Genomic DNA, 14,513 nt, shown 5'->3' with positions numbered 1-14,513 from the left:
CCGGTTATCGAAATGACCTCTTCGATAACATACAGAATCGGTGGTGCGGTAGTTCAGTCGGTTAGAATACCGGCCTGTCACGCCGGGGGTCGCGGGTTCGAGTCCCGTCCGCACCGCCACCCTATTTAGGGGCGTAGTTCAATTGGTAGAGCACCGGTCTCCAAAACCGGGTGTTGGGAGTTCGAGCCTCTCCGCCCCTGCCAAACTAAAAAACCTTCGCGTTGACGTGAAGGTTTTTTTTTGCGTCTATTAGTTTTCATTTCATATTCTCTGCTTTTGGCAGACATATCTACGATGATTTTCGAGTTATTTGCGACGAAAAAGTGCTTCTGGCTTATCTCTAAAAGGGCAGTATAGGATCGTTGCGGTTCTTAATAACTGGTAATGCCTTGATAGGGTTTGAAGAGTGCAAAAGCTCTTCGCAGACAGTTATATCTGCTGGGAGTGATGGTTAGTGAATGAGATCTGTCGATCTTCCGAAAGCCCATTGGACTTTCAGGCAGATCGCATATTTAAATTGTATAACGGTTTAAGAAACGATGTTCAGTGGGGTTTTCAGTAACTGTTTGATCAATTCCTGTTGATCGCTGTTTTCTAGCCAGACAGCATAACAGGGGCGAACCACAATATTGACCTCCGGAATTAACAGCAATTCGGGATAGTGCTGTGACCACTCACTGGGTAGAAATGCACAACCGCCAATGGTTGACATCAACTGACGTGTCAGATGAGCAGAGGATGTGGTAAGTGAAGGTACTTGATCGCCGGGTAACCAAGGCCCCTCATGTTGATGGAAATCAGCCCCCCATTCCAGTCTGATATACGGTCGTTCTTCCGCGAGAATGCTGTTGGCGGCGGTGAATAAAGATAGGGAAAAATTGCCTAATAACTGACAGGAAAGTTCATCCATCTTCGGAGATTCAGTAGTAATCAGTAAATCCAGCTGACGCTCATGGAGCTGCTTAATCAGTGTTTGCCGTAATGCGATTCTTGCTTCCAACTGTAGCAGCGGACGTTGCTGGTAGAGTTCATTCAACCAGGGTGTCAGGAATGCTTCCCAAAGCGAAGCCGTGGCACCAATCGAAAGCTGACTATGCTGCTGAGAACGTGCGACCTCTTTTTTAGCAATTTGCCAGGTACCGATGAGACTTTCTGCATAAGGCAGCAGACGCTCGCCAGCAGGTGTCAGGCGAATATTATTACGGTGTCTGGTGAATAAATTGGCACCTAGCTGATTTTCCAGTTGCCTGATACGAAAACTCACTGCTGATTGTGTCAGATACAATGATTCGGCTGCCCGACCGAAGTGTCTTGTCCGGCTGACTTCCAGAAAGGTTTTTAGTAAGTCGGTATCCATATTTCCTCCAAAATTTTTTTATCGTCATGATTTAAATGTTTTGTTTTACAGGAAGTCAAGCCTATCTAATACTCCGCGCCATAAACGGCACGACCATATGAGAATTAGGAGCGTGTAAAATGGCGGAAAGCTTCTCAACAACCAGTCGTTTTTTTGATAACAAATTCTATCCACGTGGTTTTTCCCGGCATGGTGACTTTACGATTAAAGAAGCTCAACTGCTGGAGCGTTATGGACAGGCATTTAACGAACTTGATTCGGGCAAGCGTCATCCTGTAACAGAGGAAGAGACTCAGTTTGTCGCTGTATGCCGTGGTGAGCGTGCAGCACAGACCGAATTGGAAAGAATCTGGGCGAAATATACCAGCCGTATTCGCCGTCCTAAACGCTTCCATACGCTGTCTGGCGGTAAGCCGCAAATGGATACGGTGGAAGAGTACACTGAAAGCGATGATTAATCTGAATGGGGCTCCGGCCCCATTTTCATATCTGGTATTGATTATCGAAGGCAAACTCTGTTTCATGCCAGGCTTTTGTGCAGTTGAATCAACAGGCGGTCCATGCAGCGATAGCTGAGTGCTTCTGATAAATGGGCACGGCGAATTTGATCTTCTCCTCCCAGATCTGCAATGGTACGTGAGACTTTTAGTATTCGGTGCCAGGCTCTGACCGAAAGCCCCAATTTACTCATCACTTCTTCCAGATACGCGGCATCTTCATTTTTTAGCCGGCAGTGACTGGCGATATCATCCGATTTCATTTGTGCGTTGATTCTGCCTATACGAGCCAATTGTCGTTTTCTGGCCTCAAATACCCGCTCCCGTACGGTTGCGCTGTCTTCACCGATACGTGTTTGCTGTCGAAGGATACCAGGCGGTAGCAATGGTACTTCGATAGATAAATCAAAACGATCCAGAAAGGGGCCTGAAAGCCGGTTGAGATAGCGCAGAATTTGTTGTGCCGGCATACGGTTATGGATGCCCTGATAATGGCCTGATGGACTGGGATTCATAGCCGCCACCAACTGAAACCGGGCAGGATAACAGACCTTGGCACGGGTACGTGAAATGACTATCTCACCAGACTCCAATGGTTCCCGCAGTGAATCCAACACCCGTCGTTCAAATTCCGGTAGTTCATCCAGAAATAATACGCCATTATGCGCCAACGAGATCTCGCCCGGTTTGGGCAGCACACCTCCACCGACCAGCGCAGTAATCGATGCGGTGTGATGAGGCGAGCGGAATGGTCGTTTACGCCATTGCGACAGACCGGGCTGAATATCAATCAGGCTATTGATGGCGGCGCTCTCCAGTGCTTCGTTGTCATTAAGCTCTGGTAGCAAACCGGGCAGGCGGCTGGCTAGCATGGTTTTGCCGGTTCCTGGTGGGCCAAGCAATAACAAGTTATGTCCACCTGCGGCTGCGATTTCCAGCGCACGTTTAGCTTGTTCCTGACCGATTATCTCTTTCAGGTCTGGTGTCGGCGTATGGGGTGATGTTTGGGGAATAATGTCATTACCGCGCAGTAAGGCTGTTTCACCTTGCAAAAAAGCACAGACTTGCAGCAGATGATTAGCCAGAAGGGTATCACCATGAGGAACCAGCGTAATATCCATTTTGTTGTCTTCCGGCAGAATCAGTCCACGACCTGCTTTTTGTGCTTCCATTGCTGCGGGAATAGCACCATGAACACCTCTCAGGCTACCTGATAGCCCAAGTTCTCCGAGGAATTCATACTGCGTAAGCTTCTCGCCAGCAATCTGTTCTGAGGCCGCCAGAATGGCCAGTGCGATAGGGAGATCATACCGTCCGCCTTCTTTGGGTAGATCCGCCGGAGCCAGATTGACGGTAATCCGCTTGGCCGGAAAGGTAAAACCGCAGTTGATCAACGCACTGCGTACCCGATCTCGTGCTTCCTTGACCGTGGTTTCCGGTAAGCCAACCAGCGTTAGTGCGGGTAAGCCGTTACTGATATGCACTTCAATCGAGACTTCTGGTGCCTGCATACCGATGGTAGCTCGCGTATAGGTCACTGCCAGTGTCATTGTTCGCTCCTCCCTGTGACCTGAACATCATGCCTATCCCGCTGCTTGATCACATCGTAGAGGTGGCCGTTTTGCGAAACGTTGCCAGAAAACAATCTGCTCTTTCAGGCGAAATTCATGAAATTGTGTGCGTGCTTCCGAATGTTGTTAATAAAGAGTTACAAGATGGACGTATTCGCAACAGATTCGTGCCGCTCACGGCATTGCTCGATAGCCGGGATAAGCGTATTTAACAAATATTTAAAATATTATCTGCGATTTTCACATCGCTTCATTTCGTTTCATTGACTGAGACTGCGGCATTGCCTGCCGTCCAGCCTGCTAATGGCATGTAAATGTCTCCACTATCAGGACAGGATAAAAATTATGTTTGGTTGGACTTCTCTACAGCGTAATGCAGCTATTGCCAGCTTTTTAAGCTGGGCACTGGATGCATTTGATTTCTTCGTTCTGGTTTTTCTGCTTAGCGAACTTGCCCACGCGTTTTCCGTAAGCCTGGAACAGGTGACGCTGGCTATTCTGCTGACATTGGCTGTTCGTCCTATCGGGGCACTGTTGTTTGGGCGTTTGGCGGAGCGGTTTGGCCGCAAGCCGATTTTGATGTTGAACATCGTGATGTTCTCGTTGTTTGAACTGTTATCCGCTGCGGCACCGAATATTGCGGTATTTCTGCTGTTGAGGGTGGTTTATGGCGTGGCGATGGGGGGGATCTGGGGCGTTGCGTCTTCACTGGCGATGGAAACCATTCCAGACCGTTCACGCGGATTGATGTCCGGCATTTTCCAGGCCGGATACCCGTTTGGTTATTTGCTGGCGGCAGTGGTCTATGGGGTGTTGTTTGATCAGGTAGGCTGGCGTGGCATGTTTATCATTGGTGCTGTTCCTATCTTGTTGTTGCCGTTTATTTATTTCTGTGTGGAAGAGTCGCCGGTATGGCGGGCAGCCAGGGTGCGCAAGGAAAGTACGGCGTTGTTGCCGGTGTTGAAGACACACTGGAAACTTTGCATTTATCTGGTGGTGTTAATGGCGTCGTTCAATTTCTTCAGCCACGGTACGCAGGACTTGTATCCGGCATTTTTAAAAATTCAGCATGGTTTTGACGCGAAAACCGTCAGCATGATCGCTATCAGCTACAATATTGCTTCGATTATCGGTGGTATTTTTTTTGGAACCTTGTCGGAACGTATTGGCCGGAAGAACGCCATTATGGCAGCTGCGTTACTGGCATTGCCGGTTATTCCGTTGTGGGCGTTTTCACAAGGTCCCTGGACGTTGGGGCTGGGCGCGTTTTTAATTCAGTTCATGGTGCAAGGTGCCTGGGGGGTCATTCCGACCTTCCTGAATGAATTGGTACCGAGTAATACGCGTGCGGTGCTCCCCGGTTTTGTCTATCAACTTGGCAACCTTATTGCGTCGGTCAACGCTACGTTACAGGCGAGCATTGCTGAAGCGCACAACCATAACTATGCGCTGGCGATGGCGATTGTGGCGGGAGTAGTGGCGATTGTGATTGCGGTGCTGGCGGCATTTTCTGATAGTCGTTGGGCGGCAAAAAAACATGATGTGGGTGCTTCACAGGTTAGTGCATGAATAATAAGTTATTTTGTGAGGCTGATTAATTTGCTGGCCACATGACGATGGAAAAAAGAGTTGTCACAGTGCGGATTACTGTGATAACTCTGTAGGTATTCGTTCGACAGTAGATTAATGAACAACCTGAAATGAAAGCCTTAACTCTGGTGATTAGCCTAGTCGTGATTAGCGTGGTGGTGATTATTATTCCACCGTGCGGGGCTGCACTTCGACGAAGAAAGGCTTGAAAATCAAGGCCGGATTCAAGAAAACCCCCGCACCGAAAGGTCGGGGGTTTTCTTTTATGGCCCGGTAACCGCAACAAGGGAGCAGAACATGTTGAGTAGCATAAAATGCTGTTTTCCTCAGATTGAGTTGGGGAAATAACTATGAATGGTGCGCAGTGGGTGGTGCAAGCGTTGCGGGCTCAGGGAGTGGAAACGGTATTCGGTTATCCCGGTGGCGCTATTATGCCGGTCTATGATGCGTTATATGATGGCGGCGTGGAACACCTGCTCTGTCGCCATGAACAAGGGGCAGCGATGGCCGCCATCGGTTATGCCCGTTCTACCGGTAAAGTCGGAGTTTGTATTGCGACCTCCGGCCCTGGTGCCACCAATCTGATTACCGGGCTGGCAGATGCCCTGCTGGATTCGGTGCCTATTGTGGCGATTACCGGCCAGGTCGGTTCAGCGTTGATCGGGACTGATGCTTTTCAGGAGATCGATGTGCTTGGCTTGTCGCTGGCCTGCACTAAGCACAGTTTTTTGGTGGACTCTATCGAGTCATTACCGGAAATCATGGCCGAAGCCTTTGCTGTGGCGCGTAGCGGTCGCCCTGGTCCGGTGCTGATTGATATTCCCAAGGATATCCAGTTGGCGGAAGGGGATTTTTCTCCCTGTTTTATGCCGGTGGATGACGTTATGCCATTTTCGCCCCAACAGGTCACAGAGGCGCGGGCGATGCTGGCGCAGGCGAAAAGACCGGTACTGTATGTCGGCGGCGGCGTGGGCATGGCGCAGGCGGTTCCGGCGCTGCGCACCTTTATCGAGACGACTCACATCCCTGCGGTAGTGACTCTCAAAGGGTTGGGCGCGGTGGAGAAAGACAACCCTTACTATCTTGGCATGATCGGTATGCACGGTACCCGTGCTGCGAACCTGCTGGTGCAGGAGTGCGATTTATTAGTTGCCGTTGGCGCGCGCTTTGATGATCGCGTAACGGGCAAGTTGAGTGCGTTTGCGCCACACGCCAGTGTGATCCACATGGATATCGACCCGGCTGAACTGAACAAACTGCGGCAGGCGCATGTGGCGTTGTGCGGTGATCTGAATCAATTGTTGCCGGCATTGCAGCAACCCTTGAATATTGCCGACTGGCGTCGGCAAGCTGCGATGATGAAAGCGGAATATGAATGGCGCTATGATCATCCCGGTGAGGCTATTTATGCGCCGGCGCTGCTGCGTACGCTGGCGGATCGTATGCCTGCTGAAACAGTGGTCACCACTGATGTCGGTCAGCATCAGATGTGGGCCGCTCAGCATATGCACTTCACCCGCCCGGAAAATTTCATCACCTCAAGCGGTCTGGGCACCATGGGGTTTGGCGTGCCGGCAGCGGTCGGCGCGCAGGTAGCGCGTCCTGACAATACCGTAATTTGTATTTCGGGTGACGGCTCGTTCATGATGAATGTGCAGGAGCTTGGCACCATCAAGCGAAAACGCCTGCCGCTGAAGATAGTCTTGCTGGATAATCAGCGATTGGGGATGGTTCGACAATGGCAACAACTGTTTTTTGACGAACGTTATAGTGAAACCAACCTCTCTGATAACCCTGATTTCCTGATACTGGCCAGTGCGTTCGGCATTCCCGGCCAGCATATCACCCGTAAAGACCAGATTGACTCTGCCCTGGATGCATTGCTGAACAGCGAAGGCCCTTATCTGCTGCATGTTTCCATCGATGAGAATGAGAATGTCTGGCCGCTGGTGCCGCCGGGTGCCGGTAATGAAACGATGCTGGATAAAACAGAATAATGGCAGGAGACTTTCCCATGACGCATCATCAGCTTTCCATTCAGGCACGCTATCGACCGGAAGTTCTGGAGCGCGTATTGCGCGTCACCCGTCACCGCGGTTTTCAGGTTTGTGCCATGAATGTGACGCAGGAATTAAACGGTGATCAGGTACAGATTGATATGACCGTTGCCAGCCACCGATCCGTAGATTTATTGTCAACCCAATTAAGCAAACTGCTGGACATTGCCTGTGTGGAGATCCAGCCGCTGACATCACAACAAATACGTGCCTGAAGGTATCGATTAAGGAAAGTTAATAATGACAAAAAAAGCAGACTATATCTGGTTTAACGGCGAAATGGTTCCCTGGGCGGACGCCAAAGTTCATGTTATGTCCCATGCGCTACACTACGGTACGTCAGTGTTTGAAGGGGTGCGTTGCTATAACTCCCACAAAGGGCCGGTAGTGTTCCGCCATCGTGAACATATGCAGCGCCTGCATGATTCGGCCAAGATTTATCGGATGCCGCTGTCCTATTCTGTGGATGAGTTAATGGAAGCGTGCCGTGAAACGCTGCGTCGCAACAAACTAACCAGCGCCTATATCCGTCCGCTGGTATTTGTTGGCGATGTGGGCATGGGGGTTAACCCACCGGCTGGCTACAAGACTGATGTGATTATCGCGGCGTTCCCGTGGGGGGCATATCTGGGCGAAGAAGCGTTGGATCAGGGAATTGACGCTATGGTGTCGTCCTGGAATCGCGCGGCGGCCAATACTATTCCGACTGCGGCCAAAGCGGGCGGTAATTATCTCTCCTCCTTGTTGGTGGGCAGCGAAGCGCGTCGTCATGGCTATCAGGAAGGGATCGCGCTGGATGTGAATGGTTATGTCTCTGAAGGTGCGGGTGAAAACCTGTTTGAAGTAAAAGATGGCGTGATTTTCACTCCGCCATTTACTTCCGCTGCGCTGCCGGGCATTACCCGTGACGCCATTATCAAGCTGGCGAAGGACAAAGGGTTTGAAGTCCGCGAGCAGGTATTGTCGCGTGAATCGCTGTATCTGGCGGATGAAGTGTTTATGTCCGGTACGGCAGCGGAAATCACGCCAGTTCGCAGCGTGGATGGCATTCAGGTCGGCATCGGCAAGTGTGGTCCGGTCACCAAACAGTTACAGCAGGCGTTCTTTGGCCTGTTCACCGGTGAGACGCAAGACAAGTGGGGTTGGCTGGACCCGGTAAACCCGTAATCAAGCAAAGACAAACTTTTTTCCGGTAGCGATACGCCGCCGGCTACCTGTTTAAACTGGAGTAATCAGAGTATGCCTAAGTACCGTTCAGCCACTACCACGCATGGTCGTAACATGGCTGGAGCGCGAGCCCTGTGGCGCGCCACAGGGATGACCGACGCCGATTTCGGCAAGCCTATCATCGCGGTAGTGAACTCGTTCACGCAATTCGTACCGGGACACGTGCACCTGCGCGATCTCGGCAAACTGGTCGCCGAGCAGATTGAAGCAGCCGGCGGCGTTGCTAAAGAATTCAATACTATCGCGGTGGATGACGGCATCGCCATGGGGCATGGCGGTATGTTGTACTCGCTGCCTTCCCGCGAGCTGATCGCCGACTCAGTGGAATACATGGTCAACGCGCATTGTGCGGATGCGATGGTGTGTATCTCCAACTGTGACAAAATCACCCCAGGAATGCTGATGGCGGCACTGCGTCTTAACATTCCGGCAATTTTTGTTTCCGGTGGACCGATGGAAGCCGGGAAAACCAAGCTGTCTGACCAAATCATCAAGCTGGATCTGATCGATGCCATGATTCAGGGTGCGAATCCGAAGGTCAGCGATGAGGATAGCGCCCAGATTGAGCGCTCCGCCTGCCCGACCTGTGGTTCCTGCTCCGGTATGTTCACTGCCAACTCCATGAACTGCCTGACTGAGGCATTGGGGCTGTCGCAGCCGGGTAACGGCTCGCTGCTGGCGACCCATGCTGATCGCAAAGAGTTGTTTATCAATGCCGGTAAGCGCATCGTCGGTCTGGCGAAACAGTATTACGAGCAAGACGACGCCAGCGTGCTGCCACGCAACATTGCCTCCAAAGCGGCGTTTGAAAACGCCATGACGCTGGATATTGCGATGGGCGGTTCTACCAATACGGTGCTGCACCTGCTGGCGGCGGCGCAGGAGGGTGAAGTGGATTTCACCATGGCGGATATTGACCGTCTGTCACGTCAGGTGCCACACCTGTGTAAAGTGGCGCCAAGCACCCAAAAATACCATATGGAAGATGTGCACCGTGCTGGCGGCGTGATTGGTATTCTCGGTGAGTTGGATCGCGCCGGTCTGCTGAATCAGAACGTGAAAAACGTGCTGGGCTTGACGCTGCCGGAAACGTTGTCGGCCTATGACGTGATGCTGACACAGGATGAGGCGGTGAAAAAGATGTTTGCTGCTGGCCCGGCAGGTATTCGCACCACGCAGGCGTTCTCACAGGATTGCCGGTGGGATTCGCTGGACACTGACCGTCAGGCTGGCTGTATCCGCTCCCGTGAACACGCTTACAGTCAGGACGGCGGTCTGGCGGTGCTGTACGGCAATCTGGCCGAAGACGGCTGTATCGTGAAAACCGCTGGCGTAGACGAAGGCAGCCTGGTGTTCCGTGGTCCAGCCAGGGTGTATGAAAGCCAGGATGATGCGGTAGAAGCGATTCTGGGCGGCGGGGTGCAGGCTGGCGACGTGGTGGTGATTCGCTACGAAGGTCCGAAAGGCGGCCCTGGTATGCAGGAAATGCTCTATCCGACCAGCTTCCTGAAATCGATGGGGTTGGGAAAAGCCTGTGCGCTGATTACCGATGGCCGCTTCTCCGGTGGTACTTCCGGGTTGTCCATCGGCCATGCGTCGCCGGAAGCAGCCAACGGCGGCACCATCGGTCTGGTGCAGGATGGCGACATGATTGCCATCGACATTCCCAAACGCAGCATCGCGCTGGAAGTAAGTGACAGCGAGCTTGCGGGCCGTCGTGAGCAGGAACTGGCGCGTGGCGATGCCGCCTGGACGCCGAAAAACCGTGACCGGCAGGTTTCCTTTGCGCTGCGCGCTTACGCCAGCCTGGCGACCAGTGCGGATAAAGGCGCGGTGCGGGACAAGAGCAAGCTGGGGGGCTAAACGCCATGGCAGTATCACTCCCTCTTCCTGCCGAACCCGGCGGAGCAGAGTATCTGCGCGCGATATTGCGTGCGCCGGTGTACGAAGTGGCGCAAGTTACGCCGCTTGAGCGGATGGATAAACTCTCCTCGCGGCTTGGCAACGTTATTCTGGTGAAGCGTGAAGATCGCCAACCGGTGCATAGCTTCAAGCTGCGTGGCGCTTACGCCATGATGGCGAGCCTCAGTGACGAGCAGAAATTGCACGGTGTGGTAACGGCTTCAGCTGGTAACCACGCGCAAGGTGTGGCGTTGTCCGCCAGTCGCCTCGGTATACGGGCGTTGATCGTGATGCCGGTCGCCACGGCGGACATCAAAGTGGATGCCGTGCGCGGTCTTGGCGGAGAGGTGCTGCTGCACGGGGCTAACTTTGATGAGGCCAAAGCCAAAGCCATTGAACTGTCGCAACAGCAGCAGATGACCTTTGTGCCGCCGTTCGACCACCCGGCAGTGATTGCCGGTCAGGGCACGCTGGCAATGGAACTGCTGCAACAGGATGCGCATCTGGACCGTGTATTTGTGCCGGTGGGCGGCGGCGGCCTGGCGGCGGGCGTGGCGGTGTTGATAAAACAACTGATGCCGCAGATCCAGGTGATCGGCGTTGAAGCGGAAGATTCCGCTTGCCTGCGAGCGGCGTTGGATGCCGGGCAGCCGGTGGATTTGCCGCGCGTCGGTCTGTTTGCTGAAGGGGTGGCGGTAAAACGCATCGGTAACGAAACCCTCCGCCTGTGTCGGGAGTATCTGGACGATGTGATTACCGTCGATAGCGACGCTATCTGCGCAGCGGTCAAAGACCTGTTCGAGGATGTCCGGGCGATTGCCGAGCCGTCCGGGGCGCTGGCGCTGGCCGGGATGAAAAAATACGTCCAGCAGCACAATATCCAGGGAGAACGGCTGGCGCATATTTTGTCCGGCGCCAACGTCAATTTCCATGGGTTGCGTTATGTCTCCGAGCGCTGTGAACTGGGTGAGCAACGTGAAGCGTTGATGGCGGTAACCATTCCTGAACAGAAGGGCAGCTTCCTGAAGTTCTGCCAGTTGCTCGGTGGGCGTTCCGTCACTGAGTTCAACTACCGTTATGCCAATGCCGACAATGCCTGTATTTTTGTCGGCGTGCGGCTGACGCGCGGCAACGTTGAACGTCATGAGATCCTGGCTGAATTGCAGGCGGGCGGGTATCAGGTGGTGGATCTGTCCGACGATGAGATGGCGAAACTGCATGTGCGTTATATGGTCGGTGGCAGACCATCCAAACCCTTGAAGGAGCGGTTGTACAGCTTCGAGTTCCCGGAATCGCCGGGCGCGTTGCTGAAGTTCCTCAATACGCTGGGTACGTACTGGAATATCTCGCTGTTCCATTATCGCAGCCACGGCACTGACTTTGGCCGGGTGCTGGCGGCGTTCGAACGCACGGAGCACGACCCGGCGTTCGAACAACATCTGCAGGCGTTGGGATATGAGTGCCACGATGAAACGCAGAACCCGGCGTTTCGTTTCTTCCTGCAAGGTTAACACCGGTTAGCCTGATGCCATGCGCCCGACGGTGTTACGCCGCCGGGCGCATTTTATTTTGTGAATTGATCAAATATTTCGTTGATAAATTTACCTAAACTTGGAATGTTAATGTTCATTCCATATTTAAAAAAGAGCCAAGCGCCAGTGTACAGTGATGTTAGTAATATTGATGCTATCAATACTGTCTTTAAAGTACGTTTGGTTATTTCCCATGCTTGGTGTCGTGTGCTCGGTTTTTTATTAATGTGAACATGATTGCAAGAAATAAAAACATTGACATCTTTATTCTTTGATGCAGTGGTTATTGTAATTAATAGTAGTATTGTCATGAATGGAATGAAAAAAGATATTGCTGATAAAAGATATAACTTCTGATCATTATTGAATATTATTAATAAAAGTATAAATACTACAGTCAACCAACATAAATAAATCATTGAGAGGAGTATAAGATTCAATTTTGCAATAGATAGTCTGTATTTGTCTGATATTAAATGTGTGGAATAAATTCTTCCTGAAAATAACGGCTCCAGCATTGATATATGCGTTTCCCAGTTTTTTTTCCAGTATTCACCACTCCTAACTATAGATTGGCATATTATAGTTACAAACACACCTAATATTGCAAAAGCACCAATAACAAAAAGTATTTTCTCATCTCTATTATCTACCTCCGGCTTAAAGTAGACAGACAAAAGCAATCCGCATATAGTGAGTAACGCAGCAATCAGAGTCCAACAATATGTTGCTCTTTTCCAGTATAAATCTATTTCTATATTTCTTATTGTATGAGCCTTATCGTAAGCCTCTCTCAGTACAATAATGTCAGTGTTTGATAGGGTTTTCTTATGTGTAACTCTACTGCCTAATAATGCATTGAAGTATGGTTTGTTTGAATTAAAATACTCATTTACGAATGGGTCGATGTCGCTATTTTTTTTCTCTGAGCCGGAGGGTTCTAAATTTTTTGATACATTTCTTCCTAATATATTAAAGGGCATACACAATATCCTGATGTTTTCAGATAGGTCAATGTGAGTTGATATTTTTCTGGTATGAGCTATTCCTTTAGCTCATAGATAGATTGGTACGAACTATTTCCCCTTCACCATCAAATAATCAAACAAATAGCTTTCACCGGCGGCGTCAAACACGGTGATTTGCAACTGCCGGTTATCCACGCAGGTCAACAGCAGTTTTTTCTGTCCGCCGAAGCTGCTTTCCGTCTGGCCAATGGCCTGGGTATCGGTCATCTGGCGGGCGCTGAGCGTGATGTCATCCAGCTTGTTGGCATAGCGGAATGCCACCGAGCCGTTACCGGTAATCTCACCGTCTTCGGCATCCAGCGTCAGGTTGACCAGATGGTATGGCGCTTTCTGGTCATACATTTCTTTGAAGTAATCGCTGAGTTCGCCGTACTCCTGATCAGATAGCTGCAGGTAGTATTCGTAGCTGTAGTCGCCGTCAAAGCAATTGCTACGGCGTGGACGGGCGATCGGGTCAGGCATGGTGTGTTGGGTGACGTCGTTCAGGTAGCGCAGACGGCTGAGTTGCTGCTGGTAGCTCTGGCGCAGGCACTCTTCATCCCGACAGGTGTTGCGGCTGGCGAGCCAGCTACGCTGGAACTGTGTCAGGATCTTGTCTTGTGCGACGCGTTCGGGATTACCGGTGAGAAACGTGCGCGACTTCTGCCACTCTTTCGCCAGCTCGTCATCCAGTTGGCTGAGCGCCGGTGTCTGACAAATCTGCTTCTCCTGCGTCGAGCTGGCCTGCTGGCAGGGAAAGCTGGCTGCCAGCGCCGGGAGCGCACTGCAACCTACAGCCAATGGCAGCAGCAGCGTAGCGAGCGATCGTTTCATCATTTTTCCTGTAAAGTTTCCCAAAATGCCGCTATTAACGGAGCGCTCAGGCGTTTTTTTTGCACGCAAACGCCCAGTTCGAACGGTTCCATGGCCTGAGCTTCTAATATTGACACCCGATTACGCACTGGTTCCGGACTGTTTTCAAGTACTACATCAGGGATTAAGGCGATACCGCAGCCCAGCGCCACCATTGAAACCATCGCTTCATGGCCGGAGACGGTCGCATAAATGGGCGGATTGGTAATGTGCTGACGTCGGAACCAGACGTCAATTCTTTTCCGCACTGGGCCATGTTCCGGCAAAATGAATGGAATTTGCGACCAATCCGGATCGGGTCGCAGTGCCTGGGTTTGCACCGGACAAGGCAATGCCGGAATGATCAACACCAGCGGAACCTTGCCGATGGGCATAAAATCCACGCCGGTCGGCAAGGTTTCCGGATGGCCGGCGATACCGAGATCGGCTTCGTTGGACTGTACTTTATCCAGCGCGTCGGCGGCATCTCCCGTGGTCAGTTTGATTTCTACCAGCGGGTGGCGCGCTCGGAAACGGTCCAGTATCGGCGGTAGGTGGCTGTAAGCGGCGGTGACTGAGCAAAATAGCCGTAGTTCGCCGCTGAGCGACTGGCCCTGCTGTTGTAAAATCAGGCGCAGTTGCTGATACTGTAGCAGGGTTTGCTGAGCGAAGGTTTTCAGGTGTTCGCCGGCATCGGTCAGGCGCACGGTACGGTTGTCGCGCAGAAACAACGCCTGGCCGATGTCCTCTTCCAGACGCTGAATCTGGCGTGACAGGGTGGAGGGGCTGATGTGCATCGCTTTAGCGGTGCGGCCAAAGTGGCGGCTTTCCACCAGATGCAAAAACAGTTTCAGATCCTGTAAGTCCATGCGCGCAGTATCTCGTTTTAGTGTTGCAATTCTTGCAATATGACGTTGTTAA

14 protein-coding genes and 2 tRNA genes are annotated in these 14,513 nt (G+C 51.8%); 11 read left to right on the top strand and 5 right to left on the bottom strand.

Translation table 11 applies throughout. The annotated features are described in order from the left end of the window. The first annotated feature begins 42 nt into the window (after nt 1–42). A tRNA-Asp gene (locus Dpoa2040_RS15380) sits at nt 43–119 on the top strand. A gap of 8 nt (nt 120–127) precedes the next feature. Next, nucleotides 128–203: transfer RNA gene (locus tag Dpoa2040_RS15375), tRNA-Trp, on the top strand. 326 nt (nt 204–529) lie between these two features. Here the strand turns inward: Dpoa2040_RS15375 and hdfR are convergent. Beyond that, nucleotides 530–1,357, bottom strand: coding sequence for an HTH-type transcriptional regulator HdfR (gene hdfR / locus Dpoa2040_RS15370; protein WP_042873360.1), 828 nt, complete (start codon nt 1,355–1,357; stop codon nt 530–532). A 119-nt stretch (nt 1,358–1,476) separates the two neighbouring features. Between hdfR and Dpoa2040_RS15365 the strand changes: the two genes are divergently transcribed. Continuing rightward, complete coding sequence (locus tag Dpoa2040_RS15365) at nt 1,477–1,815, top strand: DUF413 domain-containing protein (RefSeq protein WP_042873358.1); 339 nt, start codon at nt 1,477–1,479, stop codon at nt 1,813–1,815. Nucleotides 1,816–1,877: 62 nt separating this feature from the next. Here the strand turns inward: Dpoa2040_RS15365 and Dpoa2040_RS15360 are convergent, their stop codons facing one another. Continuing rightward, a complete protein-coding gene (locus tag Dpoa2040_RS15360) occupies nt 1,878–3,404 on the bottom strand; it encodes a YifB family Mg chelatase-like AAA ATPase (RefSeq protein ID WP_168641818.1) in 1,527 nt (508 codons plus the stop codon). Between the two features lie 29 nt (nt 3,405–3,433). On the opposite strand from Dpoa2040_RS15360, the gene Dpoa2040_RS15355 reads away from it, so the two are divergent. The 8 genes from Dpoa2040_RS15355 to ilvA all read left to right on the top strand — a co-directional run bounded on the left by Dpoa2040_RS15355 (nt 3,434) and on the right by ilvA (nt 11,712). Next, entirely contained in the window at nt 3,434–3,637 is a 204-nt protein-coding gene (locus Dpoa2040_RS15355; protein WP_168641817.1) for a hypothetical protein, read from the top strand. Nucleotides 3,638–3,770: 133 nt separating this feature from the next. Further along, nucleotides 3,771–4,994 carry an MFS transporter gene (locus tag Dpoa2040_RS15350; protein WP_168641816.1) on the top strand — a complete coding sequence of 408 codons (1,224 nt, stop codon included), beginning with the start codon at nt 3,771–3,773 and terminating at the stop codon, nt 4,992–4,994. Between the two features lie 131 nt (nt 4,995–5,125). Next, nucleotides 5,126–5,224 carry an ilv operon leader peptide gene (gene ilvL / locus Dpoa2040_RS15345; protein WP_071604349.1) on the top strand — a complete coding sequence of 33 codons (99 nt, stop codon included), beginning with the start codon at nt 5,126–5,128 and terminating at the stop codon, nt 5,222–5,224. Between the two features lie 141 nt (nt 5,225–5,365). Then, nucleotides 5,366–7,012 carry an acetolactate synthase 2 catalytic subunit gene (gene ilvG / locus Dpoa2040_RS15340; protein ID WP_168641815.1) on the top strand — a complete coding sequence of 549 codons (1,647 nt, stop codon included), beginning with the start codon at nt 5,366–5,368 and terminating at the stop codon, nt 7,010–7,012. Between the two features lie 17 nt (nt 7,013–7,029). Beyond that, on the top strand, nt 7,030–7,287 hold the full coding sequence (gene ilvM / locus Dpoa2040_RS15335) for an acetolactate synthase 2 small subunit (RefSeq protein WP_168641814.1): 258 nt from the start codon (nt 7,030–7,032) through the stop codon (nt 7,285–7,287). Between the two features lie 25 nt (nt 7,288–7,312). Beyond that, nucleotides 7,313–8,239, top strand: a complete 927-nt coding sequence (gene ilvE, locus Dpoa2040_RS15330; RefSeq protein WP_168641813.1) for a branched-chain-amino-acid transaminase — start codon at nt 7,313–7,315, stop codon at nt 8,237–8,239. 72 nt (nt 8,240–8,311) lie between these two features. Further along, nucleotides 8,312–10,162, top strand: a complete 1,851-nt coding sequence (ilvD, locus tag Dpoa2040_RS15325; protein ID WP_168641812.1) for a dihydroxy-acid dehydratase — start codon at nt 8,312–8,314, stop codon at nt 10,160–10,162. Between the two features lie 5 nt (nt 10,163–10,167). Then, nucleotides 10,168–11,712, top strand: a complete 1,545-nt coding sequence (gene ilvA, locus Dpoa2040_RS15320; RefSeq protein ID WP_168641811.1) for a threonine ammonia-lyase, biosynthetic — start codon at nt 10,168–10,170, stop codon at nt 11,710–11,712. A gap of 53 nt (nt 11,713–11,765) precedes the next feature. On the opposite strand, the gene Dpoa2040_RS15315 is transcribed toward ilvA, so the two are convergent. From Dpoa2040_RS15315 to ilvY, 3 genes are all read right to left on the bottom strand, one after another. Next, nucleotides 11,766–12,716: a hypothetical protein gene (locus Dpoa2040_RS15315; RefSeq protein ID WP_168641810.1), complete on the bottom strand. Its 951-nt coding sequence runs from the start codon at nt 12,714–12,716 to the stop codon at nt 11,766–11,768. A 93-nt stretch (nt 12,717–12,809) separates the two neighbouring features. Beyond that, nucleotides 12,810–13,574, bottom strand: coding sequence for a lysozyme inhibitor LprI family protein (locus Dpoa2040_RS15310; RefSeq protein WP_168641809.1), 765 nt, complete (start codon nt 13,572–13,574; stop codon nt 12,810–12,812). Further along, nucleotides 13,574–14,461, bottom strand: coding sequence for an HTH-type transcriptional activator IlvY (ilvY, locus tag Dpoa2040_RS15305; RefSeq protein ID WP_168641808.1), 888 nt, complete (start codon nt 14,459–14,461; stop codon nt 13,574–13,576). The genes Dpoa2040_RS15310 and ilvY overlap by 1 nt, the downstream gene beginning before the upstream one ends. Nucleotides 14,462–14,513 lie beyond the last annotated feature (52 nt).

The organism is Dickeya sp. CFBP 2040 (genome assembly GCF_012273755.1).
Classification (GTDB): Bacteria; Pseudomonadota; Gammaproteobacteria; order Enterobacterales; family Enterobacteriaceae; genus Dickeya; species Dickeya poaceiphila.
The sequence above is the reverse complement of the archived record's forward strand: the minus strand, read 5'-3'. Positions and strand labels throughout refer to the sequence as shown.

What these genes read in the sequence shown, in the direction of transcription:
- ilvL (WP_071604349.1), top strand. Translation starts at nt 5,126, where the DNA reads ATGAAAGCCTTAACTCTGGTGATTAGCCTAGTCGTGATTAGCGTGGTG.
- Dpoa2040_RS15365 (WP_042873358.1), top strand. Translation starts at nt 1,477, where the DNA reads ATGGCGGAAAGCTTCTCAACAACCAGTCGTTTTTTTGATAACAAATTC.
- ilvY (WP_168641808.1), bottom strand. Translation starts at nt 14,461, where the DNA reads ATGGACTTACAGGATCTGAAACTGTTTTTGCATCTGGTGGAAAGCCGC.
- ilvG (WP_168641815.1), top strand. Translation starts at nt 5,366, where the DNA reads ATGAATGGTGCGCAGTGGGTGGTGCAAGCGTTGCGGGCTCAGGGAGTG.
- ilvE (WP_168641813.1), top strand. Translation starts at nt 7,313, where the DNA reads ATGACAAAAAAAGCAGACTATATCTGGTTTAACGGCGAAATGGTTCCC.
- Dpoa2040_RS15355 (WP_168641817.1), top strand. Translation starts at nt 3,434, where the DNA reads ATGCCTATCCCGCTGCTTGATCACATCGTAGAGGTGGCCGTTTTGCGA.
- ilvM (WP_168641814.1), top strand. Translation starts at nt 7,030, where the DNA reads ATGACGCATCATCAGCTTTCCATTCAGGCACGCTATCGACCGGAAGTT.
- hdfR (WP_042873360.1), bottom strand. Translation starts at nt 1,357, where the DNA reads ATGGATACCGACTTACTAAAAACCTTTCTGGAAGTCAGCCGGACAAGA.
- Dpoa2040_RS15350 (WP_168641816.1), top strand. Translation starts at nt 3,771, where the DNA reads ATGTTTGGTTGGACTTCTCTACAGCGTAATGCAGCTATTGCCAGCTTT.
- ilvA (WP_168641811.1), top strand. Translation starts at nt 10,168, where the DNA reads ATGGCAGTATCACTCCCTCTTCCTGCCGAACCCGGCGGAGCAGAGTAT.
- ilvD (WP_168641812.1), top strand. Translation starts at nt 8,312, where the DNA reads ATGCCTAAGTACCGTTCAGCCACTACCACGCATGGTCGTAACATGGCT.
- Dpoa2040_RS15310 (WP_168641809.1), bottom strand. Translation starts at nt 13,574, where the DNA reads ATGAAACGATCGCTCGCTACGCTGCTGCTGCCATTGGCTGTAGGTTGC.
- Dpoa2040_RS15315 (WP_168641810.1), bottom strand. Translation starts at nt 12,716, where the DNA reads ATGCCCTTTAATATATTAGGAAGAAATGTATCAAAAAATTTAGAACCC.
- Dpoa2040_RS15360 (WP_168641818.1), bottom strand. Translation starts at nt 3,404, where the DNA reads ATGACACTGGCAGTGACCTATACGCGAGCTACCATCGGTATGCAGGCA.